This is a genomic window from Hasllibacter halocynthiae (assembly GCF_003003095.1).
Classification (GTDB): domain Bacteria; phylum Pseudomonadota; class Alphaproteobacteria; order Rhodobacterales; family Rhodobacteraceae; genus Hasllibacter; species Hasllibacter halocynthiae.
Genome location: NZ_PVTT01000001.1, coordinates 1,358,064 through 1,380,509, shown reverse-complemented (window position 1 = coordinate 1,380,509; position 22,446 = coordinate 1,358,064). Strand labels below are relative to the sequence as shown.

17 protein-coding genes are annotated in these 22,446 nt (G+C 69.7%); 3 read left to right on the top strand and 14 right to left on the bottom strand.

The window, feature by feature from the left end:
• Position 1 precedes the first annotated feature (1 nt).
• The 8 genes from BCF33_RS06840 to BCF33_RS06805 form a co-directional block, all read right to left on the bottom strand.
• Positions 2 to 922, bottom strand: coding sequence for a polysaccharide deacetylase family protein (locus BCF33_RS06840; RefSeq protein ID WP_106160108.1), 921 nt, complete (start codon positions 920 to 922; stop codon positions 2 to 4).
• A 5-nt stretch (positions 923 to 927) separates the two neighbouring features.
• Positions 928 to 1,329 carry a hydroxyisourate hydrolase gene (gene uraH / locus BCF33_RS06835; RefSeq protein ID WP_106160107.1) on the bottom strand — a complete coding sequence of 134 codons (402 nt, stop codon included), beginning with the start codon at positions 1,327 to 1,329 and terminating at the stop codon, positions 928 to 930.
• Positions 1,330 to 1,427: 98 nt separating this feature from the next.
• Complete coding sequence (locus BCF33_RS06830; RefSeq protein ID WP_245883741.1) at positions 1,428 to 3,095, bottom strand: alpha/beta hydrolase; 1,668 nt, start codon at positions 3,093 to 3,095, stop codon at positions 1,428 to 1,430.
• An 8-nt stretch (positions 3,096 to 3,103) separates the two neighbouring features.
• The gene (locus tag BCF33_RS06825; RefSeq protein WP_106160106.1) at positions 3,104 to 3,613 is read right to left on the bottom strand and encodes a YqhA family protein; all 510 of its coding nucleotides are present in this window, start codon (positions 3,611 to 3,613) and stop codon (positions 3,104 to 3,106) included.
• A gap of 31 nt (positions 3,614 to 3,644) precedes the next feature.
• Positions 3,645 to 5,210 carry a phospholipase D family protein gene (locus BCF33_RS06820; RefSeq protein WP_245883740.1) on the bottom strand — a complete coding sequence of 522 codons (1,566 nt, stop codon included), beginning with the start codon at positions 5,208 to 5,210 and terminating at the stop codon, positions 3,645 to 3,647.
• Positions 5,211 to 5,212: 2 nt separating this feature from the next.
• Positions 5,213 to 5,581 (bottom strand): PRC-barrel domain-containing protein, encoded by a 369-nt coding sequence (locus BCF33_RS06815; protein ID WP_158259369.1) that lies wholly within the window; start codon positions 5,579 to 5,581, stop codon positions 5,213 to 5,215.
• A 91-nt stretch (positions 5,582 to 5,672) separates the two neighbouring features.
• Positions 5,673 to 6,281, bottom strand: a complete 609-nt coding sequence (locus BCF33_RS06810; protein ID WP_106160104.1) for a DedA family protein — start codon at positions 6,279 to 6,281, stop codon at positions 5,673 to 5,675.
• Between the two features lie 4 nt (positions 6,282 to 6,285).
• Positions 6,286 to 7,539 (bottom strand): cation:proton antiporter, encoded by a 1,254-nt coding sequence (locus BCF33_RS06805; protein ID WP_158259368.1) that lies wholly within the window; start codon positions 7,537 to 7,539, stop codon positions 6,286 to 6,288.
• Positions 7,540 to 7,888: 349 nt separating this feature from the next.
• On the opposite strand from BCF33_RS06805, the gene BCF33_RS06800 reads away from it, so the two are divergent.
• Complete coding sequence (locus BCF33_RS06800) at positions 7,889 to 8,248, top strand: META domain-containing protein (RefSeq protein WP_106160102.1); 360 nt, start codon at positions 7,889 to 7,891, stop codon at positions 8,246 to 8,248.
• Here the strand turns inward: BCF33_RS06800 and nhaA are convergent.
• A complete protein-coding gene (gene nhaA / locus BCF33_RS06795; protein ID WP_106160101.1) occupies positions 8,241 to 10,034 on the bottom strand; it encodes a Na+/H+ antiporter NhaA in 1,794 nt (597 codons plus the stop codon). The genes BCF33_RS06800 and nhaA overlap by 8 nt on opposite strands.
• A complete protein-coding gene (locus BCF33_RS06790; RefSeq protein WP_106160100.1) occupies positions 10,031 to 11,884 on the bottom strand; it encodes an FUSC family protein in 1,854 nt (617 codons plus the stop codon). Before BCF33_RS06790 ends, nhaA begins: the two co-directional genes overlap by 4 nt.
• Before the next feature lie 273 nt (positions 11,885 to 12,157).
• On the opposite strand from BCF33_RS06790, the gene BCF33_RS06785 reads away from it, so the two are divergent.
• A complete protein-coding gene (locus tag BCF33_RS06785) occupies positions 12,158 to 13,768 on the top strand; it encodes a phospholipase D-like domain-containing protein (protein ID WP_106160099.1) in 1,611 nt (536 codons plus the stop codon).
• Between the two features lie 200 nt (positions 13,769 to 13,968).
• On the opposite strand, the gene ggt is transcribed toward BCF33_RS06785, so the two are convergent.
• A complete protein-coding gene (gene ggt / locus BCF33_RS06780; RefSeq protein ID WP_106160098.1) occupies positions 13,969 to 15,699 on the bottom strand; it encodes a gamma-glutamyltransferase in 1,731 nt (576 codons plus the stop codon).
• A 414-nt stretch (positions 15,700 to 16,113) separates the two neighbouring features.
• Between ggt and BCF33_RS06775 the strand changes: the two genes are divergently transcribed.
• On the top strand, positions 16,114 to 17,928 hold the full coding sequence (locus BCF33_RS06775) for a glycogen debranching N-terminal domain-containing protein (protein WP_158259367.1): 1,815 nt from the start codon (positions 16,114 to 16,116) through the stop codon (positions 17,926 to 17,928).
• A 75-nt stretch (positions 17,929 to 18,003) separates the two neighbouring features.
• Here the strand turns inward: BCF33_RS06775 and BCF33_RS14460 are convergent, their stop codons facing one another.
• The 3 genes from BCF33_RS14460 to BCF33_RS06760 form a co-directional block, all read right to left on the bottom strand.
• The gene (locus tag BCF33_RS14460) at positions 18,004 to 19,806 is read right to left on the bottom strand and encodes a calcium-binding protein (RefSeq protein ID WP_106160096.1); all 1,803 of its coding nucleotides are present in this window, start codon (positions 19,804 to 19,806) and stop codon (positions 18,004 to 18,006) included.
• A 503-nt stretch (positions 19,807 to 20,309) separates the two neighbouring features.
• Positions 20,310 to 21,176: a glucose-1-phosphate thymidylyltransferase RfbA gene (gene rfbA / locus BCF33_RS06765; RefSeq protein WP_106160095.1), complete on the bottom strand. Its 867-nt coding sequence runs from the start codon at positions 21,174 to 21,176 to the stop codon at positions 20,310 to 20,312.
• An 88-nt stretch (positions 21,177 to 21,264) separates the two neighbouring features.
• A complete protein-coding gene (locus BCF33_RS06760) occupies positions 21,265 to 21,816 on the bottom strand; it encodes a DDE-type integrase/transposase/recombinase (RefSeq protein WP_106160094.1) in 552 nt (183 codons plus the stop codon).
• Positions 21,817 to 22,446: the final 630 nt, after the last annotated feature.

The window sequence follows — 22,446 nt, the reverse complement described above, 5'->3', positions numbered from 1 at the left end:
GTCAGGCAAGGTGCAGGCCCCGGAAATGATCCGAGATGGCGCCGGGGGTGGTGAACCAGACCTTGTCGTCCGCCTTCTCACGCAACTCTCTCAGTACGGCGGCGAGGTGGGCGAAGCGGTGCGCCTGACCCATGAGGTACGGGTGGAGCGCGATGCCCATGACCACGGGGCGCGCCTCGCACTCCTCCCGGTGGACCCCGTAGGCCGAGCGGATCATGTCCGCGAACTCGGCGCCCTCGCGGCGCCGGCCCATGATCTGCGGCACGTCGTTCAACTCCTGCGGATAGGGTACGGAGAGGATGCGCCCGGCGCCGCCCTCCGATCTGTCGGTCTCGAACCAGACCGGCTGCTCGTCGTGTGCCCAGTCTAGGAGGTACTCGAAGCCCGCCGCGTCGAGCAGATCCGGCGTATGCGCGGACTCGGAGATCAGCGGGGCGAGGTAGCCCTTGGGCGCGGCGCCCGTGACGTCACGCAAGGCGTCGCGGGAGCGTTCGATGACCGACCGCTCGCCCCGCTTGGACATCTCCCCCGGCTCGTCCGAGTTCGTGTGGCCATGGGCGACGAACTCGTCGCCGCGCGCGGCAAAGGCCTCGACGATGCGGGGCGCGTGCTCCGTCACGGCGGCATTGAGGAGCGCGGCGGCCGGAAGCTCCAACTCGTCGAGGAGGGCGAGCATGCGCCACAGCCCGACCCGGTTGCCGTAGTCGCGCCAAGCGTAGTTCAGGACGTCCGGCACGGGGTTGCGGGAGGCGAGGACCGCACCCCCCGCGTCGTCGAACGCGAACCACTCGACGTTGACGTCGATGTGGATCGCGAGCCGCGCGCCGCCCGGCCATGTGAAATTGGGCCGGTCCACGATGGCCGAGTAATCGTAGCGGCCATGGTGGTCGGGCGTTCCCAGGAGGCCGGGCAGCACGGACATCCGGATCAGTTCCCGCGATAGGTCGAGTAGTTGTAGGGGCTGACCACGATCGGCACGTGGTAGTGCTGCGAGCCGTCGTCCACGCGGAACGACACGCTGATCTCGGGGAAGAACAGGGGATCGACGTCCGAGAAGCCGTCATACCCGGTCATGTCGAAGGTCAGGCGGTAGAGGCCCTCGTCCGCCTCGCCCTCGACGAGGCCGTTGGCGCGGCCGTTGTCCTCGGTGGTGGCGCTGGCGACTTCGGTCCAGCCATCGGGGCCTTCCATCTCCAGGGTGACGGGGACGCCGCCGGCGCCGACGCCGTTCGTGACGTCGAGCACGTGGGTCGAGATGCCTTCGGCGATGGCCGCGAAGGGTAGCGCGGCGAGCGCGGCGCCGGAGAGGAGGGTCGTGATACGGGTCATGGATCGCTCCGTTCGGTTGCGGTGTGCTGTGCCCAACGACATTCGGGCGCTCGCGTTTCATGGATCCGAAAGATTTCGCTCCTCCGGCTCCCGGGTGGTCATTCGGGTCGGGGGTCGCATCCCATACCCAGTCCCAGGGTGCACTTGCGCTGGAGGCGGAGGACGTCCTCCTCCGTCCATCCGGCCGGGTCCAGCAACGCCTGCCATGCCGGGATGTAGTCGCGGGCGATGTAGTTGTGCCCGTACCCGTCCGGCACGGAGGTCGCGATCGCCATGTCGAGCGCGAGCTGGAAGAGCGTGACCACGGGCATCCAGCGCAGTTCGGGCGAGACGTCGTGCGCCGGCGGCTCGGCCATCCAGACCGGGCGTCGCCAGGTCGACGCGGGCTCGAAGAACACGACCCCGTCCGAGGCGTATTGCAGCCATACGATCCGCATCGCCCCCCACCCTTCCGTTCCGGGGACGACGAGCTGGTTCGTGAAGCGTGCCGTTCGGCCGTCCGCGATGACCGGAAGCACGTAGGGGCTGCCCGCGTCGCGCCGCGCGACGGCCCGGCGCCAGAGCTCGGAGGGAAAGGGCGGCCCCGCCCAGAGCGCGCCGTCCACCGGGTCCGACACCATGTCGAGAAGATCCACCGAGTACATGGACGCCCAAGCGCCGAGGCTGAGCCCGTGGAGGAACAGGCGCGGCCGCGTGGCGGGGTCCATCGCCCGCCATCTGTCGAGCACGGCCTGCGTCAGCGCGTCGGACTGCTCCAAGCCGCGCTGCGTCTCGAAGATGAGCGTGAGCGGCGAGGTCAGGTACGAGTACTGAACCACCACGGTGGCGACGTCGCCTTCGGCCAGATACTCCAGCGGCGCGTGCGACCCCTCGTCGAGCCATCCGGTGCCGGTGGGCATCGTGACGACAAGGTTCGCGCGCTCGAAGCCACCTACGCGTTCGAGCTCGGCGAGGGCCAGGGCCGCGCGCGCTTCGGCCGACGGGGCGGTTTCCAGACCGGCGTAGATACGCAGGGGACGCTTGGCCGGCCGCCCCAGGAAGGCGGCGATCTCCTCCTGCGTGGGCCCGCGCGTGACGAACTGGCGTCCCTGCGCGCCCAGCGCCCCCCAATCGAGAAGGGAGCCCGGCCCCCCCGGCACGAGAGGGTCGGACGGCGCGGGCAGGTCGGCCTCGAAGAATCCGGCAGCGGTCGCATAGCTGCTGTCGGCCGCGCCGAAGAGCGTGTCGATCATACCGTCCCGCGTCACGATCAGCACGAGCAAGGCTGCAAGGAGCGCGGCGGCCCCGTTGGCGACCCGCCGGGGCATGAACGGGAAGAAGCGTCTCCGCAGCCAGCGGAAGAGACGCGCGACCGCTCGGCCCAGCAAGAGCAGGACGAGGAAGACGATCACCGCGAGGACGACGATCACGACCGGATGGCCCGCCGTGACAGGCTCCATTCCCACGGCCGCGCGGACGGAGTCCTGCCACGGCGTGACGAGGGCTAGGCACCAGATCGCTAGCCCTGCCGGCACCGCGAGGACGCCGAAACGCATGAAGGCGAGGCTGCGACCTTCGGCCTGCGGCAGGCCCAGGAAATGCCAGAGCGCGGCGAGGATGCGGCCGATCACGTAGCCGATCGCCCCGACCAGGCCGCCCAGCACACCCTGGAAGATCGCGCTCCTGGGAACGAGTGACGGCGTCAGCGACGCCGCGAAGAAGAGAAGCGCGAGCGCGAGCGGCACCGCGAGGAGATGCAGCCGCGTCACCCCGTCGACATCGTCCAACCGGCCGGTCAACGGTACCCGTCCCCGGCTGGAGGCGCTTCGCCCTCCGGCGAGCCGTGCGAGCTCCGAACGATCATGAAGACGGCCAAGGCCCCGATGACGATGCCGATGGCGGCGCCCTTCAGCAGGATCTCCTCGCCCTCGCCCCCAGCGGTGACGACGGAGTAGAAATGGACGGCCAGTACCGCCACGACGAGCGCGATCAGCTTCTCCTTGAGGGAGGAGAAGGACGTGATCTCCAACGATGGAGGCACACGGTCCAACGCCCCTATAAAGAGGGAGTAGAGCCCGATCGAGACGATGAGCAGCGTCGTCGCGACGAGCAGCATGTCGGTCTGTTCGATGGCGCGGTGCAGCAGATCACGGACGGAGTGCTCCGCCAGCGGTTCGGCGGCGAAGTGCCCGAGCGCCTGCACGGTTCCTATGAGGATCGCCAGATAGAGAGCCCCGCTCAGGATCGCGCTCGCCAGGACGCCGAGCATGGCGATGTAGCGCACGAGGCTGAAGACCCTTCTCATCGAGGGACGGCCCGTGCCGTGAGAAGGGCCGCTACAACAGCCATTCGATCGGCAGGTGCTTCATGGCGGCGATCGCCAGCGCGCGCGACGGCGTTCCTCCCGGCTCGTCCGGCCGAATGGCGCCCGTCGCCGTGTCGCGCCAGAGAAGATGGCCGCCGCGCAGGAGAACCTCCCAGGCGAGGCCATGCAGATCCTCGTCGAAGGCGGCCCGCATCTCGGCAGCCATGCGCGGGCTCTCGATAAGGAGGCCCATCTCGGTGTTCAGGCTGGTCGAACGCGGATCGAAGTTGAAGGAGCCGACATAGACCCGCTCGCCGTCCACCGCGAACGTCTTGGCGTGAAGGCTCGACCCGGCGGAGCCGAACGGGCCCAGACCCTTCGTCCTCCTCGGCGGCGCGGCTTCGCGTTTGAGCTCGAAGAGACGCACGCCGCCCGTCAGAAGGGCCCGGCGCCAACATACGTAGCCCGCATGCACGGGAAGCACGTCCGTCGCCTCGAGCGCGTTCGTCAGCAGCCGCACCTGGACGCCCCGGCGGGCCATGAGCGCGAACAGTTCGGTGCCCCGGCATCCCGGAACGAAGTAGGGCGATACGCCGTCGAGGCCTTCGGCGACGCCGCCGACGGCACGGGCGAGGCGCTCGGCGAGCAGCTGATCGGGACGGGCACGTCCCTCTCCCTTGGCCGGGTCGTCGCTGAGCAGGCTCGCCCGGGTCCATTCGAGGTCCATCTCGCCGCTGCGTATCCGTTCGACGAAGCGCGAGTCCTGAAGCTCCTCGCGATACGTGGCCCATTGTCGTTCGGCGAGATGCTCGCGAAGGGCCGGCGCCAGCGGATCGCGCGCCGGCGGAGGGCCCAGGATAGGGGCTGCCGGGTGGACGGACGGGCAGTTCCAGTACCGATCGAAATCGGCCGACACCTTCTCGACCACCGGGCCCACGGCGAGGACGTCGCGGTCGAGGTAGATGGCCTGTGCCCCCGTGTCGAAGTACTCGTCCCCGATGTTGCGCCCCCCGACGATGGTGGCGCGGCCGTCGACGGTGAACGACTTGTTGTGCATGCGCCGGTTCAGTCGCGGGAAGTCGAACGCGTAGGCCAGCCGCTTGCCGCGCCGCAGGTTGAACGGATTGTAGAGGCGCACCTCGATGCGCGGGTGCCGCCCCACCCATGCGAGATACGGGTCGAGCCCGTCGGTGCCGTTGTCGTCGAGCAGAAGGCGCACCCTCACCCCCCGCTCGGCCGCCCGCCAGAGCGCGTCGAGCAGCAGGAGCCCGGTCAGGTCCGGCTTCCAGATGTAGTATTGCGCGTCGATCGACCGAACCGCGACGTCCGCCAGCAGCGCCCGCGCCGCGAAGGCCGGCACGCCGTCGCGCAGGGATGCGACCCCTGTGAGCCCCTCGTGCCGCACCGACCGCTCCTGAATGCCATCCGCGAGCGGGCCGTGACGAGCTGGGGGCAGGGCGTGCTGAACGGGGCCGCGCGACGTCGGGGGCGGGAAGGCGAGCCGCGCGGCGAGCAGCGCGCCGCCGCCGATGCCCATGCCGATGGCGACGCGGCGCAGGGCCGCGCCGGCGCGTGGGTATCGAACGCTCTCCTGCAAGATCAGTCGTCCCAGACGGGCAGGGCCTCGATCTGTTCCTTGCTCATGTCGATGTGCAGGCGGTCGCCCTCGGGGCGCAGCATGCCCAGCTCCACAACGACCTCGCTGTCGCCGATCCCCAGGAAGCCGCCGACCTCGGCCGAGACGGCGACGATCTCGCCTTCGGGAGTCATGAGGACCTCGTCGACCTCGCCGATCACGTCGCCGGACGCGTCCTCGATGTCCGTGTCCTCCAGGTCGTCCACCGTGATCCCCCAAGGCTCGACGACGAGGGCCTCGTTCTCGACCTCCAGAAGGTTCGGCGCGACGTCCTGCGCGAGTGCGGGCAGCGCGACGGCGGCGGCGGCGAGCGTGGTGAGAGCAATGCGCATGGAAGAGCCTTTCATTGTGGAGCGTGCGACAACCCAACACGCTCGGGCGGCATGGGGTTCGCGGCACCGGCCGGAAAAGTCCCCTTGGCGATCAGGAAGAGCGCTTGCGCCGGTCGAAGGTGACCACGCGCCAGAGATAGATCAGCACGAGGACGACCACCGCGACGTTCGAGACCGGGTTCAGCCAATGCGAGACGCGCTCGTACTCGCCCTCGAGGAGGTAGCCCGCCCCGGCGAGGATCCCCGTCCAGATGAGCGAGCCGATGGACGAGTAGAGAAGGAACGCCCCCAGCGGCATCTTCGAGAGGCCGGCGGGCACGGAGATCAGCGTGCGGACCCCGGGCACGAGGCGCCCGACGAGAACCGCGATCCGGCCATGACGGCGGAACCATTCGTCGGCGCGATCGATCTCGTCGGGGGTGAGGGTCAGCCAGCGGCCGTGCCGCTCGGCCAAGCGCTTCAGCCGGTCCTCGCCGAGCCGGGCGCCGGCCCAGTACCACAGCCACGCGCCGCCGACCGATCCCCCCGTCCCGGCGAGGATCGCGGCCCAGAGCGTCATGTCGCCCCGCGCCGCCGAGAATCCGGCGAGAGGCATGACCAGTTCGGAGGGAATGGGGGGGAACACGTTCTCCAGGAGCATCAGGAACGCGACGCCGGCCGGGCCGGCCGTTCCCATGATGGAGACGATCCAATCGAACATTTTCTCAATCCTCCGGGTCGCCGGCCCGTCCCAGCCGGAACTCGTGCACCTTCTGGCTCTCCCTCGGCGCGTCCCCGACCGCCTTGCCGTAGCGCCGCGCGAGAGGTCCCGCCGTCGCCCCGTGCAGGACGACCGAGAGAAGGACGGTCAGAAGCGTCGTCGCCTCGATGTCGGCAAGGCCTGCGAAGGAGTTCTCCTCCAGCACTAGAAGGAGGTAGATCACCGAAGCAAGGCCGCGCGGGCCGAACCAGCCGAGGAAAAGCACCGTCTCGCGGCGAAGGCCCGTGCCCAGCAGCGACAGCCAGACAGGGGCCATCCGCAGCACCGTCAGGGACAGCACGGCATAGACGACGTGCCGCCACTCCCATCCCTCCCACGCCCCAGGCAGGAGCACCGCGCCGAAGGCGGCGAAGACGATCAGCGTGACGAGCTGCCCCTCGGCCTCGGCGAAGTCCGCGATCGCGTCGCGCAGGCGCTCGTCCCGGGTCGCGGTCACGAGGCCGCAGCAGAACGCGGCGATGAACCCGTTCGCCGTCACCGCCTCCGCCCCGGCGTAGGCGAGAAGCGGAAGGGCGAGCGTCGAGATCCGCAGGAACGTCTCGTCCATCCAGCCCCTGCCGAGCGCGGTGCGGATGGCGCGGGCGCAGAGCAGGGCGACCGCCCCGCCCACCAGCGGCGCCAGGAGGAGCTGCGCCGCGATGAAACCTGCCCAGCCGCCGATACCGCGTCCTCCGTCCGCGGCGGCGAGGGAGACGGCGATGAGGAGGGCGGGGAAGGCGAGGCCGTCGTTCAGCCCGCTCTCGACGTTCAGCGCTTGCCGGACACGGGCCGGGACGGCGCGATCCGAGACGACCGCCTGCCCCAGGGCGGCGTCCGTCGGCGCGAGCATCACCGCCAGCACGGCGGCGGGCCAGAGGCCGAGGTCGGGGAAGAGGATCATCGCCACGACGGTCCCGAGGATCATCGTGCCCGGCAGCCCGATCGTCAGCAGGCGAACCGGCAGGCCGTGCTGCGCGCGCAGGCGGCGCACGTCGATCCGGGACGCATCGGTGAAGAGCGCGATCACCAACGCCGCCTCGGCGAGGTCGTGGATCGCGGAGGAATCGACCCCGATGTCGACGTTCCCGAGGAGCGCGAGCGCCAACCCGAGCGCGACGAACCCCATAGGAGCGGTGATCCCGTCCCGGCCGGCACGGTCCGACACGAGCGCATAGAGCAGAAGGCCGAGGCCGAGGGCGAAGAGAGCGGCGGACGGCATGCATCGGGATCCTTCCTCATGCGGCGAGAACCAAAGTCCTTCGCCAGGGTTACAGCGGCGTGACCGTGCCATGAGGAACGGAGGAAGTGCCGTGTTCGATCCGAGGATTTTTGCTGTGCATGGCCCGGGCGCCATCGTAAGCGGCGCGGACTTCGGCATCGGACACGCGACGGTCGGCACCTCGGCCGTCGCCTGCGATGCGATCCCCGCGATGTCGGGGCCGGCGTGTGGCGCTCTTCTCCCGTGTCCGCCCGCCGCGGCCCGGATCCCGACGGCGCCGGGTGGCGGCGTCCAACGATTCGACTGAAGAAGGAACGCTCTCGTGAGATATCTGACCTTGGCCGTTTCCATGGCACTCGCCGGATGCGCGGCGACGTCCGAAGGCGAGACCAGTCTCGTCGGCCTCTGGACAGTGACCGAAATCGGAGGCGCCGCACCCGCGGGCGAGGAGCCCGCCGAGCTGGGCTTCGCCGAGGATGGCGCCCTTTCGGGAAGCACTGGCTGCAATCGCGTCCTGGGAACCTGGGTCGCCGAAGGCGGGACGCTCAACATCGAGCAGCCCGGCACCACCATGCGCCTCTGTGCGCCAGCCGCGATGGAGCAGGAGCGCCGGTTCCTCGACATCGTCGCGACCGTCGAGACATGGGGGGTCGAGGACGGCGTGCTGGTCATAGCCGGGCCCGAAGGCACGATCCGCGCGGTCAGATAGGCCGCGTGAGCCTCAGGATGGTCATCCCGATCGCGGCGGAGAGGACCGAGGCGACCAGCACGCTGAGCTTGGCGCCTTCGAGGATCGGACCCTCGAAGGCGGCCCCGGCTATGAAGATCGACATGGTGAAGCCGATTCCGCAGAGGCAGCCCGCCCCTACGAAGTGCCGCCACCCCACGTCCCGCGCCTTGGTCGCGACGCCCGTCCGCAGCGCGAGCCATACCGCAAGGCAGATGCCCACCGGCTTGCCGATCACGAGGCCAAGGATGATCCCCAGGGATACCGGCGCCAGCGGATCGAAGGCGCCGCCGGTCAGAAGGAGGCCGGTGTTGAAGAAGGCGAAGAGCGGCAGGATGCCGAAGTTGGTCCAGTTCTCCAGCCCGTGCTTCAGCCGCTCGCCCGGCTCGCGCAGGCGGCCCAGGATCTCGCCCAGCCGCTCGACCGTGTGATGGGCGAAGCCCTCGCCCGGTTCGGCCGCTTCGGCTTCTCGGCGCATCAGGGCCGCGGTCTGCGCCGCCACGCCGTGCACGGCGGCAGGGCGGCGCGACGGTATCGCCAGGGCCGTCAGCACCCCTGCGAGCGTGGCATGAAGCCCGCCTGCGTGGATTGCGGCCCACAGAAGGATGCCGAGGGTCAGGTAGGGCCATAGCGCGTAGACCCGCCCCCAGCTCAGCCCGGCCATGAAGACGACGATGCCCGCGGCGACGCCCAAGGGACCCCAGGCGATCCCCTCCGAGTAGAACGCCGCGATCACGAGGATCGCGCCGAGGTCGTCCGCGATCGCGAGGGCCGAGACGAACACCTTGAGCGAGGGGGGGACCCTGTCGCCGAGAAGGGCCAGGAGCCCCAGCGTGAACGCGATGTCCGTCGCCATCGGGATACCCCAGCCGGCCGCCGACGGCTCGCCCAGGTTGATCAGCGCGAAGATCGCAGCCGGCACCGCCATTCCGCCCAGGGCGGCGACGATGGGCAGCGCGGCACGCGACGGGTCCGAAAGCTCGCCCGCCACGACCTCGCGCTTTATCTCGATCCCGACGATCAGGAAGAAGATCGTCATCAGGCCGTCGTTCACCCACTCCTCAAGGGTGAGGGCGAATCGCGCGTCGTTCCACCCGAGGGACAGGACGCTGTCGCGCAGATGCTCGTAAGGCGCATGAAGGCCGAGGTTGACGACCGCGAGCGCGGCGACGGTGGCCAGCACCAGGACCAGCCCGCCGGCCGCGGCCCATTGGAAGAACTCCGCCCCCCTTTGCCGAATGCGAAGGCCGAGCGGCCGTTCGATGGCCTCGACGAGGGCCGCCTCGTCCAGGGCCCCGGTGTAGAGGCGGCCGTCGATCAGAAGCGCCGGACCCGGCGCGCGGTCGATCTCGGCACGAACCTGGCGGTTCTCCTCGAGATGGGAGAGCACCGCGTCCGACCCCATGTCGGCGGAGAGGCGCCCGGGATCGAGGCCGATCTCGCCGGCGAGCCGCTCGGCGTCGGCAGGGCCGAACGGGCCCGGTCGATCCGAGACCGCTAGATGCATGCGTAAGCCTTGGCCCTGCGCTTCGGCGGCGAGGACGGCGGCTGCGCGCCGCTGCGCGTCGACCTCGTCCTCGGGCGGGGCGGGGCGTATCACGACCGTGCCCGAGGTCCGATCGTCGACCGCCTCCACGGCGGAGCGCAGAATCGTCCTGACGGAGGGCGGCACCGCCGCGTCGTACGTGTCGTACCAGATCAGCTCGCGACCGGGCGAGTTTCCGACGACCACCTCAGGCGGAAGGGCTTTTGCGGCGCTGAGCGTCATCGCTGTCCTCGTTCGTTCCGGCTGCCAGCTAACGTGCCCTTCGCCCGCGGCGAGAGACCGGATGCCCGGAGCGGGGCGACCGCTTGCCCTGTACCCGCCCGCGATCGCCCGGGCGCCGCGTGGCCCGGCTGGTTCCGGAGGGATTTCGCGAGATCGTCCAGGGCGTCCATGATTCCCCGGGACAGGTCGTCATGGGAGCCGTGCCAAGAAACCTCGCGCGCCGGTTTCGGCCGATCCTCGCGGAGATCTCGCGCCAATCCGTCCATCCGGTCCGCGATCGCCCCCTCGCGTCGCCCGGCGAGCGCGGCGACCTCCACCAGGTGCGTCAGAAGCCCCGCTTCGCGAAGGGGGCGCACGAGGTCGCCGCGTCGTCGCCCCCGGAGGATCGAGACGACCCGGTTGCGAACCGGATCGATCTGTTTCTCCAGATCGAGCAGTATGCCGGCCGGTGCGGGCTCGAGCGCGCCTCCGCGAAGAGTTTCGGCCAACGCGCCGAGCAGATCGGCGATCTTCGACCTTTCCGTCCGTTTGGGATCGGAATGCGACGCCGCCCGCGCCGCGAGCATGCCAGCCGTCGCGCCGACCAGCGTCTCGAGAAGGCGCATCTCTATCGGGGGAAGCGCCGTTTCGCCCGTCGCGCCGAAGAAGAGGGCGAGGAAGGCGGTGTAGAGGCCGACCATCAACCCGTAGTTCAGCGATTGCAGCCATATCGCGAAGAACTGCAGCGCTAGGATCGCGACGAACTCGATGGCCGGGTGGCCGTCCAGCATCATCGCCGCGACGACGCCCGCTGCGGCGCCCAGAAGCGTGCCGCGGAAGCGCGTCCAACCCTTGGCCAGCGTGTCGTCCCCGCCTTGCGTTCCGTAGAACACGATGACCGCGGTGAGGTAGCCCCAGGCCCACCGGTCCGGCGACGTCCAGAAGGCGATCGGTAGCACGACGACGAGGCAGGCGAGCACCACCCAGGGCGATGGGCCGCCACCACCTCCGCCTTCCGAAGCGAGCGGGACGGGAGCATCGCCCTCTCGCGCCACGATCCGGTCGACCGCACCCTGCGCAGCGGTACCCGCTCCGGCCTGCGGAAGAAGGTTCTGCGTGCCGAGGGCGTTCGCCACCGCGATGACGCGTTGCTGGCCGAGGGCGTCGCCCAGATCATGGTCGAGCCGGCCGAGCCGGCGTTCGATGGGCACAGATTTGGCTAGCATCCGGCGCAGCGCGGCGTTCGAGCCGGCGCCGGCCGGGTCGGCGCCGGCGCCGGCGCGCGTGCGGCGCGTGAGACGGTTCAGCTCGCCCCTGTGAACCCGAACCAGCGTGGCGAGACGGTTCGATCGGTCGCGGCCCCACAGAAGAAACCGCACGAGCAGGTAGATCGCCGCGCCGATCCCGAGGCACGCGGCGTACCATGCCCATTGCGACGGCTCAGGCCCGTAATACGAGGCGAAGATCATCGCGTAGGGAAAGGCCAGGGTCGCCGTCAGCAGATCAGGCGAGCGGCGCCCGAGCGCGAACGCGGCGGCCGTGAGGACGGCCGCCAGCGGCATCAGGAGCGCCGGCTCGCCTGCTAGGAATATCCCAGCCATGGCGCCCGCCGATCCGGCCGCGAGCGCCCCGCCGCCGGTCCGCAGGCGGCGCTTCCGGTCCGGGACCAGGACGAACCAGGCGGCGTACTGCGCGACCGTCAGGCTGATCCAGGCCCCATCTCGGGGAAGCCCGGTCGCCCAGGACAGGCTGATCACCACGCCATAGGTCAGGACGGTGACGAGCATGATGCGCCCCGCCTCCTCGAAGGCGAGAAGGTCGGGGTCGAAGGACAGATGTCGCAGCTCGTGTAGGCTCGGGCGGGTCGGCATACCGGACAACGTCGCCGGCCGGAAAAGCGTTCGGCGCGTCTTTCGAACGGCCCTCGGCGACGGTAGCGTTCCCCCCAGGGGCAGGGGGCCGTCGAAGGTAACAGGCCTTCGTCCGCCGGCGGGGCGCTTGTCCCGGCGGGAATTCTTGTCCAGACCCGTCCCGACTCGGCGATGGCCGCGCCTTGCGGAACGCCGGGTCGATCGTCACGTTCAACCTGCGGGCAGCCTCCGCCGCCCTTGGCATTTCCTAGAAGAAGGTGCTTCCCCAGAGATATGACCGATCAGGCCCGACCCCTCCCCGACGATCCAGAGACGCCTTCCGAGGACGACGCGTCCTCGCCGGGCTCGGTTTTCGATGTCGGCCGCAATTGCTGGCGGGTGGAGCGCGCGGAGAGGGTCGGCCTGATCGTCGACGGGGCCGACTACTTCGCCGCGTTGCGCGAGGCGCTGATCGCTGCGCGCCGCCAAGTCATGCTGATCGGCTGGGACTTCGATTTCGAGATCGAGATGCTGCCGGGCGAATCCGACGAGGATGGCTTGGCCCCGGACGGCTATCCCAACGAGCTCGGGGATTTCATCGATGCCATCGCCGAGCGTCGGCAGGATCTGAACCTCTACCTGCTTAAGTGGAACGGCGCTGTGCTGGCCGCGCCCGCCCGTCTGCTTCCCAGCCTAGCCCTTCGGGTCTTCTCGCATGAGACGATCCATTTCGCGTTGGACGGGCATCACCCGTTCGGCGCATGCCACCATCAGAAGATCGTCGTGGTGGACGACGAGCTCGCGTTCTGCGGTGGCATCGACGTCACCGAGCAGCGGTGGGACACGTCCGATCACACCCCGGGCGATCCGCGGCGCGTGCTCCACGACGGGTCGCCCGCAGCCGCATGGCACGACGCGACCACAGCCCTGACCGGACCCGTCGCGGTCGCCCTGGGCGAGCTTGCGCGATCGCGGTGGAAGCGCGCGACGAGCGATGAAATCGTAGCCCCATCGAGTCCCCCGTCGGGATCGCACGATGCCGCGGACGTCCCGTGGCCCCGCGAGGTGACGGTCGCCATGACCGATGCCCAGGTCGCCATCGCACGGACCTATCCGCCCTTCGACGACGCGCCGCTGGTGAACGAGATCGAGGAACTATACCTCGATTCAGTCCGGATGGCCCGGAACGTTATCTACATAGAATCGCAGTACTTCACGACCGGGACGATCATCGACGCCATTGAGGAGCGCCTTCGCGAGACGGGCGGGCCCGAGATCGTCGTCGTCAATCCTCAGTCCGCCTTCGAGGCCCTCGAGGACAGCGCCATGCATCCGCTTCGCGGACGCATGATCCAGCGCCTCCACGACGCCGACCGCGAAGGGCGTTTCCGCATCTTCTATCCGGCCGACGCCGCCGGTGAGCCGATCTACGTCCACGCCAAGATATTCATCGCGGATGATCGCCTCCTCCACCTCGGCTCGAGCAACCTCGACGACCGGTCGATGGGCTTCGACACGGAATGCGATGTCGCGCTGGAGGGTGCGGACGAGGACACGCGCGCGGCCATCCGCTCGTTCCATCTGCGGCTTCTCGCGGAGCATCTCGATGCGACGTCCGACGAGGTCGCCGCGGCGTGGGGAGAAAAGCGCACGATAATCGAGGCGATCGACATGCTGAACCCGCCGGAGGGGAGGGGGCTCCGCCCGATCCGGCATCAGGAGGAGGGCGCCTTGGACCGGTTCCTCGCCGATACCCGGATGCTGGATCCGCGCTACGGCCGAGGGGAGCCGTCCCACGCCGGGAGGGGCCTTCGGCCGAGGCACCTGGTGGCGGGGGCTGCGTTGGTCGGCGCCTTGGTCCTCGCATGGGGATTGTGGAAGCGGGGGTCGCGCGGACGCCCGTAGCACGCCCGCTGGGTCACGGACCTTCCGGTGCCCTTCCCGGCATCGCAGGTTGCTCGCGAACCCCCGAGGCCCCGGCGCTCCTCTGTTCCCGGGCAGGTGCCTACCGGGCGCCGGGTCTCGCCGCAGGCGCGACCGGGACGCCGCAAGGGCTTGGTCCGGCGATCCGATGTGAAGCTGGCCGCCGCCCGGGACGACCGCGTTCAATCGCCGATCGCCAGACCCTCGCGGCGGGGGTCCGCCCCGCCGAGCAGCACGCCACCGTCCAGGGCGATGGCGTGCAGCCCGCTGGTCAGATCGCGGACTTCCGTCTCGTAGCCCAACGCCTCGAGCGGTTCCCGCAGCGCGGTCGCGGCGGTCCCGTCCTCGAGGTCGTAGGTTCCGAAGCGGTTGACGAGGTGCGGCAGCGCCACCGCAGCCTGCGGGTCCATCCCCCAGTCCATGTGCGCGACGATGGTCTTGGCGACGTAGCCGATGATGCGGCTGCCGCCGGGCGAGCCGACGACGAAGACGGGGGCGCCGTCCCGCATCACGATGGTCGGCGACATGGAGGAGCGGGGGCGCTTTCCCGGCTCCACCCGGTTCGCGATGGGAACGCCTTCATCATGGGTGCGGAAGGAGAAGTCCGTCAGCTCGTTGTTGAGCAGGAAGCCGCCCGGCGCCATCAACCGAGAGCCGAAGCCGTTCTCGATGGTGGTGGTCATCGAGAGGGCGTTGCCGTCCGCGTCGACGATCGAGATGTGCGAGGTTGAGGGCAGCTCGAGCGACGCGTCGTCGCCCAGCCGCAACGCCGCATGCTCCCAAGGTGGCATGCCGGGCGCGACCTCCTCCAATGCGTCGTCACCTTCGAGGAGGACGGCGCGTTCGGCCAGATAGCCGGGATCGAGGAGCCGGGGCATCGGCACGTAGTCGCTGTCGGCCATGTAGCGGCCGCGGTCCGCGAAGGCGAGGCGGGAGGCGTCCCCGATCAGCCGCCAGGCCTCCGGCGAGTCCGGGCCCAGCGCGGCGATGTCGTAAGGCTCGATCAGCGCGAGGATCTGCCCGACGGTGAGCGCCCCCGACGAGGGCGGGCCCATGCCGCAGACCTCGGCGTCGCGATAGGGGGCGCAGACGGCCGGCCTCTCGACCACTTCGTAGTCCCCGAGGTCGTCCAGGGACAGCAGTCCGGGCTGCTGCGCGCCGCGTACGGTCGCGACGATTCCTTCCGCGACCTCGCCAGAGTAGAAGGCGTCCGCCCCCCGTTCCGCGAAGGCGCGCAAGGTGTCGGCATAGGCCGCGTTCACCAGTTCGTCGCCTTCGAGGATCGGCTCTCCGCCGGGCAGGAAGTACGCGGCCGTCGCTGGCGCCACGGACAGCCGCTCGGCATCCTCGGCGACCAGGGTGGCGAGGCGGGGGGACACCGTGAAGCCTTCGGCGGCGAGCGTGATCGCCTCATCGAAGAGGCCGCCCCAGTTGGCCCGGCCCCAGCGCCGGTGCGCCTCCTCCATCAGCATGGGCGTGCCCGGCGTGCCGACGGATAGGCCACCGACCACGGCGTCGAAGAAGTCCATGGGCTCCCCATCGATCTGGAAGAGGGTGGGGGTAGCGGCGGCCGGCGCGGTCTCGCGCCCGTCCAGCGTCGTCACCTCACCCGTTTCCGCGTCGTACCAGACGAGGAACGCGCCTCCGCCTAGGCCGGAGGACTGCGGTTCGACGAGGCCGAGGACGGCCTGGACCGCGACCATCGCATCGGCCGCGCTGCCGCCCCCGCGCAGCACGCGTGCCCCGGCCTCCGAGGCGAGGGGGTTGGCCGCGACGACCATCCAGTTCTCTGCCGTGACGGGCGCCGAAGCCTCAGAGACGAGTCCGGCCGCGCCTTCGGGGGCGACCGTGTCGGCGACGTCCTGCGCGAATGACGGGGTGGCGAGGAGGACGAAGGCAAGTGCGGCGCGCATGGTGCATCTCCCGAAGCTGTAGTGGCGATGGTGAACGCGCGATGACCCTGCGGCAACCCTCGGATTCGAATTCGCCAGGTCTTCGGACGGGCACGGGCGTCGCGTACGCACCCTCGCGTGCCGCGAGGTTCTGCGCCGCCCCCTCGGCCGCCTCGCCCCGCCGCGGGGGCTGCGTCGTAGGGACGCCCCTGCGCCGCAGGCCCTCCGATGGCCCTCGCAATCCGCGGCGTCTCGGGTATAGGCCATCCCCTCGTCCCCCCAAGAGGAGGAGAGAGGGGAGGCGAGCTCGGCTCGGGCCTTTCTTTCGACGCGTTTGGCCCCGATCTCTCAGGTCGAGATCGTCCCCGTCTTTCTCGAAAGCCTCACGCCCAACAGAAACGCCGAAGGGATCAGATGACGCCTCGCTCGCTCCCCTTGAAGTGCAATCGGTGCTTCGCCTCGCTCCTTCCCGATGGGGGGACCGCCCCCGATGGAGACGGCTTCACCGGCTTCTTCCTCGACGACACGCGGCATCTGTCGCGCTACGCTTGGATCCTGCCGGACTTCGTAGTCCTCGCCGGTGCCGATGGGTCCGCCCGCGCCGAGCGGCATCTGAGCCGCTTCCGCGAACACGCGCAGGAGATGCGCGCCCGCCGCATCCTGACACTGCGGCCGGACGGCTTCGACGACCTGCTGGAGATCGTCAACGAGGATACGGTCCCCCACGAGGTGCGCGTCCGCCTGGATGCCGAGGCCGACTTCCGCGACATCTTCGAGACGCGCGGCCGCGAACGGGAAACGATCGGATACAATCCGCCTCGCCGGGAGGGCTGGAGCTGGGACTACCTGGCGCAGGACGGGGTGCGCGCCTCGACGATCCTCACGCTCAAGGGTTGGGACGGTGACGAGGTTCTGCGCCTCGCGCCGGGCGAGGCGCAGGTGCTCCGCGTCGCCGCACGCTTTGCCTCCGATGCCTCCGGGCCCCAGCCATCCGCGCCCGAAGCGGGATGGACCGACGGGGCCCTCGCGGCGCGCGCGTCGGCATCCGCCCCGGTTCGGCAGGCTTTCGAGGACGTAGAGATGCTGCTGCTCTCCTCGCCCGACGGCCCGCGGATCGCGGCGGGGCTGCCGAACTTCGTGACCATGTTCGGCCGCGACTCGCTTCTCACCTCGGCCTTCGTGCTGGATCTCGCACCCTCGCTCGCGGCATCGACCCTGCGCAGCCTCGCACGGTACCAGGGGACGAAACACGACCCCGTCACCCGCGAGATGCCCGGCGCGATCCCGCACGAGATCCGTATGGGAGAGCTGTCCCGCACGGGGGAGCTTCCGTTCGGATGCTACTACGGGACTTCCGACGCCTCCGCGCTCTACGTGATCCTCGCGCGCGACCACCTGCGCGTCACGGGCGACGCGACCGTGGCGCGCGAGTTGGCCGATCACTGGGGCGCCGCCCTGGACTGGTGCCGTAGCGAACGCACCCCCGACGGCTTCCTACGCTATCCCGCCGGCGAGCATGGGCGCGGCCTCGCCAACACCTCCTGGAAGGACAGCGACGATTCGATGTCTCATGCCGACGGGCGCCTCGCGCACGGGCGTCTCGCCGTCGTCGAAGTGCAGGGGTATCTCGCCGCCGCGCTGGATGCCGGCGCCGACCTGAACGAGGCGCTCGGCCGGGAATTCGGTACCCTACGGCAAGAGGCCGCGGAACTGCGTACGGCGATCGACAGCCATTTCTGGTCCGACCGGATCGGGATGCACGCCTTGGCCCTCACCGAGGGCGGCGAGCGGCTCGAAGTCGCATCCTCGAACCCCGGTCACCTCCTCTGGGCCGGTGCACTGACGCCGGAGAGGGCGGCCGAGGTCGCCGGGCGGCTCATGCGCGACGACCTCTGGTCCGGATGGGGGCTGCGGACCCTCGCCACGGGCGAGGAACGCTACCGACCGCTGTCCTATCACAACGGGTCGGTCTGGCCGCACGACACCGGCCTCTTCGCGGTGGGCCTCGCGCGCTACGGCCTGCAGGCGCCGTTCGAGGCGGTCGCGGAGGGGCTGCGCGACTTGGCCGCCATGCTGCCCGACCACCGCCTGCCCGAGCTCGTCGGCGGCTACGAACGCGGCGTCCTTCCCCCCTTGCCCTATCTCGAAACGTGCATCCCGCAGGCATGGGCGGCCGCCGCGCTCCTCGGGGTCGAGCAGGCGGCCTGGGCGCTCGAGGCGTCGAAGAGCGAGCAGAAGTCGAAAGGCTAGCCGGCACCGCGGCGGCGGGGGCCGCCGGGCCGGACGTTCCGTCCGGTCCCGGCAAGACCCTTCCGGCCGCTTGCCTCAGACGAGGACCAGAAGGTCGCCGCCAAGCTCATCCAGGGTCACGTCGCGCAGGGTCAGGACGCCCGTCCCGAAGGTGAACGTGACGCCTTCCGCGTCCTGCTCGGCGGCGTCGAGGACATCGTCACGATCGATGGGGCCGACGATCCGCAGCATGTCGGCCTCCACGTCGCTGCGGTTGAAGTCTTCGATCACGACGTCGCCGCCGAGGCGCAGGTCGAAGACGAACACGTCGTCGCCGAGCCCGCCGTTCAGCAGATCCTCGCCGCCGCCTCCGATCAGGACGTCGTCGCCTTCAGAGCCGTAGAGGCGGTCGTCACCCGCCCCTCCGCGAATGTCGTCCGCGCCCGCGCCACCTACCAGGACCGCATCGCCTTCGGCCCTCAGGCGGTCGTCGCCGCCGAGGCCGAAGACCAAGCGGCCCGAGAGCGCATCCGAACCCGCCCCGCCCGCCGTCGCCCGCTCGAAGGCCACATTCCGGTCGAGCCAGGCGAGCCAACCTCCGAAGGCCAAGTCCTCCAGCCGGTCGTCCTCGACCTCGAAGGTCCGGTCGGACGCCAGGAACCCGCCGTCGCGGAAGGTGACCTGCTCGACCCCCGAAGCCACCTTCAGGCCATGGGCCTCGGAGACGAACGCGAGCGTTCCATCGGAGAGGGCCGCCACCGTCCAGTCGTCCATCGTGCCGCGAAGCTCCAGGGTGTCGGTGCCCGCGCCGCCCTCGATCCGGTCGGCGCCGTTCCCCGTCCTGATGCGGTCGTCGCCCGCGCCGCCGTCGATGTAGTCGTTCCCAACGTTTCCGCGCAGCAGGTCGCCGCCCGCGGTGCCCACGAGGAAGGCGCTGTCCCCCAGGTGCCCCTGCCCATCCGACGGGCGATGCAGATCCTCGACCCAGGTCCGCCCCCGCGCGCCGTCCGACAGGTTCGACACGATGACCAGGCTGTCGCGCTCGGTTAGGTCGTAGAACGCGGATCCGGCTATCCGGTCCACCGCGTCGGTCCCGATCATCTGGAGATGCGCGCCCCAGCCACCCAGGATGTTGTAGAGCGCGAAGTCCCCGAAGGGCCACAGGGGCGAGGCGTAGTCATCTCCGAAGAGGACCAAGTTGTCGGTCGAGGAGGTCAGGGCGTAGTCTTGGCCGACCAAGCCCGGCGCAGCGAGGACCGCTTCGAGCAACGTATCGAAATCTCCCGCCGCCCGGTGCACCACGTCGTTCTCGAAGCCGACGTTCAACACGCGACCGCCGCCTCCCTCGAAGGTGCGCGGCACCGCGTGGCCGACGAAGAGGCTATCGGCGAAGAACCCACCGGCAAGGTCGTCCGCCCCCCGTGCCACGAGGTTCATGTAGCCCGCCCCGAGGGAGAACCCCGTGACGATGACGTCCTGGGCCGCGACGGCGTTCGCCTCGGCATATCCTCTCACCGCTTCCAGCAACGGCTCGAAGTTCCCTGTGATCTCTCCGGAGCTGAGCTGCAGGTAATCGACGATGTCCACCGGAGCGTTCGTTCCCGGAAAGCTCACCGCGAGACGGATGACGGCGCCCTGCGCGTCGCGCTCCTCCCAGATGTCGGCCTGCGGGCCGCCCGGCGCGGCGCCGGTGATCGGGCTCTCGACGATGTAGTAGCCGGCTGCGTCCTTCGCCTCCGGCCCGAGGCCGAGCGCCTCCGGTCCGACGCGCTGCCAACTCCCCCTGACCGTGTCCCCCCCCTCCGAGGCGTTACCCGGCGCGGGCGCGGTCGCAAGCGCTAGCGTCAGTCCCGCGAGGTCGGCCGCGGCAGCCGATCCGAGGCCACGATAGTCGAACATTCCCATGTTGTTCCTCCCTTTTATTGGCGGCTCCCGCTCCCTCGGGTCCGCGTGGGGAAGGATAGGACGGAACGGGGTGGCCCTGTCGCGTGCCGCATCGGCTGGCGGTCATATGACGTCACGTCGCGGACCGCACCCTCGGGACCAGGGGTCGGCGGGAGGGGCCATTCCGCGTCTGCCGCAGGCATCGCGGTACGGCACCGGCGGGTGGGAAGACGGCATCTGCCACTTGCCCGCTAAGGGGTTGCCGCACGGCCTCGCCCCGCCGGCCGGAGGCTCTCGCCCCTCGGCCGAACCCATTCGCGAAAACGGGCCATCCTTCGCCGGACCTTCCGTCCTGCATGTCGATGCCAGCCGGTTTCGAAGCCGGAATCAGCCGATTGGGACCATGTCCCCAGCCAAGCCGCTGCGCCTCGTCACGTACAGGTCGTGGCGCAGCGACAGAGCGCATGGCCTTAACCGCCCGGCGTCCGGCAAACCAGAACCGACCCACCCGTTCGCGATCACTCTCGCCTCAATTCGGCGAGATAGCGGCCGTAATCGGTCTTGCCGAACATCCTCGCGCGCTCGTCGAGGGCGGCGGCGTCGATCCAGCCCTGTTCGTAGGCGATCTCGTCGGGCGAGCCTGCGAGCATGCCCTGCCGCTTCTCCAGCGTGCGGACGAAATTGCCCGCGTCGAGGAGGGAGGTGTGGGTGCCGGTGTCGAGCCATGCGTAACCACGGCCCATCCGCTCCACCTTCAGCGTGCCGTCGGCGAGGTATGTCCCAAGCAGGGTGGTGATCTCCAGCTCGCCGCGCTTGGATGGGCGAACCGTCCTGGCACGGGCAGGGGCGGTACCGTCCAGGAAGTAGAGGCCGGTGACGGCGTAGTTCGAGGGCGGCTCAGAGGGCTTTTCGATGATGTCCTGCACCGAGCCGTCCCTGCGGAAGGCCACCACGCCGTAGCGCTCCGGGTCGGCGACGCGGTATCCGAACACGGTCGCGCCCTCGGGCGCCGCGCGGGCCATCAGCTCGGGCAGGCCGTGTCCGAAGAAGATGTTGTCGCCGAGCACCATGGCGGAGGGCGCGCCGTCGAGGAAATCCTCGGCCAGCATATAGGCCTGGGCCAACCCCTCGGGCTTTTCCTGCACGACGTAGTCGAGCGCGATCCCCCATTGGGAGCCGTCGCCCAACATGCGCTGGAACTGCGCCTGGTCATGGGGGGTGGTGATGACGCAGATCTCGCGGATGCCCGCCAGCATGAGGACGGTCAGCGGGTAGTAGATCATCGGCTTGTCGTAGATCGGCAGAAGCTGCTTCGAGACCCCGAGCGTGATGGGGTAGAGCCGCGTGCCGGAGCCGCCGGCGAGGATGATGCCTTTGCGTCGCATCGGGGCACTCACAGGTCCGGGACGATGACTATCTACGCCCCGTTGCCCGTCGGGGCCAAGGGCTCGCGCGAATGCCGTTGCGGTCGAGCTACGAATAGAGCGGTCGCCCGTTGTCATGACGTCGAGTCGAGACCAGGCCAGCGGCCTCGTCGAGCGCATCGGCGCAGAACTCCGCTTCCAGCGTGTTCGACGACCGCCAAGACAGCACGCGCCGGTTGTGCCAGTCCATGATCGCAACCGAGGAGAGGAAGCCCCGCCGCATCGGGAGGTAGGTGATGTCGGCGCACCAGACCTGGTTCGCGCGGTCGATCGCCGAGCCCCGCAGCAGGTAGGGATACGGCTGGCGTCCCTCCGCCAGGCGGCTTGTGTTCGGCTTCTGGTAGGTCGGCATCAGGCCCATCAGCCGCATCAGGCGCCGCACGCGCTTGGAGCCCACCGCGTAGCTTTTGTTCCTTGGATGCCAGGTCATCCGTCGCACTTCGTGGAACGGCGCCTCCATGAACTGGCGGTCGATGATCCGCGTCAGCGCGAGGTTCTCGGCCGTCTCGCCCGCCGGGCGGCGGTAGAACGTGGATCGCGGAATCGACAGCAGCCGGCATTGCGCGGCGACCGACAGCTGCGGGCGCCCCCTCTCGACCATCCCGCGTCTCGCGTCCCGCCCCAGGGCTTGGGCTTTCGCGACATCGAAGGAGACCGTGGGTCTGGTGGGCCCGCAAAAGCCCTGGGGGATCGTTCGCGACCGCGTTCGGCCCCTCTCTCGGACCTATGGCGTTCGGGGCCTTGCCTCACGATCTTGGCGTGCGGCTCGCGCACCGTTTCGGCGTCGACCTCGGGCGCCTTGCTCGCAGCGCCCTTCTCGAACACGCCGGACGCCCCCTCCAGCAGCGCGATCGCCGATGTCCTAGGACCGATGGCGGGCAAGGCTCGCTCCACTGGTGGATCGGCGTCGGATGCACCTCGAACCATTTGGCCAGCGCCGCCACCGCCTGCTCGCCCTTCAGCGCCACCTTCGCCTTGAACGCAGCCGCGTGCCGCTTCCTCCTCGCCATCTCGTCCGTCCCCTTCCCGAAGACCAGGACGGCCTCGGATCATAGCTCCCTCAGTGTTCGATTTGCGAGGAGCAGCTCAGGGATCGAACCGCAGCGGACCGCGATGCGTACGTACATAGCATCCGAACCGCCCGCTCATGCACCTCCCATGAATGCCGCGCTCGTCCTCTCACGGCCAGCGGCCCATAAAACTAGAGCGGTTGAGTGGCATGCCTTCCGCT

Coding starts and splice junctions, on each gene's coding strand:
- uraH (WP_106160107.1), bottom strand. CDS start 1,329: ATGACCCGTATCACGACCCTCCTCTCCGGCGCCGCGCTCGCCGCGCTA.
- BCF33_RS06785 (WP_106160099.1), top strand. CDS start 12,158: ATGACCGATCAGGCCCGACCCCTCCCCGACGATCCAGAGACGCCTTCC.
- BCF33_RS06815 (WP_158259369.1), bottom strand. CDS start 5,581: ATGCGCATTGCTCTCACCACGCTCGCCGCCGCCGCCGTCGCGCTGCCC.
- ggt (WP_106160098.1), bottom strand. CDS start 15,699: ATGCGCGCCGCACTTGCCTTCGTCCTCCTCGCCACCCCGTCATTCGCG.
- BCF33_RS06760 (WP_106160094.1), bottom strand. CDS start 21,816: ATGGTCGAGAGGGGGCGCCCGCAGCTGTCGGTCGCCGCGCAATGCCGG.
- BCF33_RS14460 (WP_106160096.1), bottom strand. CDS start 19,806: ATGTTCGACTATCGTGGCCTCGGATCGGCTGCCGCGGCCGACCTCGCG.
- BCF33_RS06805 (WP_158259368.1), bottom strand. CDS start 7,539: ATGCCGTCCGCCGCTCTCTTCGCCCTCGGCCTCGGCCTTCTGCTCTAT.
- rfbA (WP_106160095.1), bottom strand. CDS start 21,176: ATGCGACGCAAAGGCATCATCCTCGCCGGCGGCTCCGGCACGCGGCTC.
- BCF33_RS06840 (WP_106160108.1), bottom strand. CDS start 922: ATGTCCGTGCTGCCCGGCCTCCTGGGAACGCCCGACCACCATGGCCGC.
- nhaA (WP_106160101.1), bottom strand. CDS start 10,034: ATGACGCTCAGCGCCGCAAAAGCCCTTCCGCCTGAGGTGGTCGTCGGA.
- BCF33_RS06790 (WP_106160100.1), bottom strand. CDS start 11,884: ATGCCGACCCGCCCGAGCCTACACGAGCTGCGACATCTGTCCTTCGAC.
- BCF33_RS06825 (WP_106160106.1), bottom strand. CDS start 3,613: ATGAGAAGGGTCTTCAGCCTCGTGCGCTACATCGCCATGCTCGGCGTC.
- BCF33_RS06800 (WP_106160102.1), top strand. CDS start 7,889: ATGGCACTCGCCGGATGCGCGGCGACGTCCGAAGGCGAGACCAGTCTC.
- BCF33_RS06810 (WP_106160104.1), bottom strand. CDS start 6,281: ATGTTCGATTGGATCGTCTCCATCATGGGAACGGCCGGCCCGGCCGGC.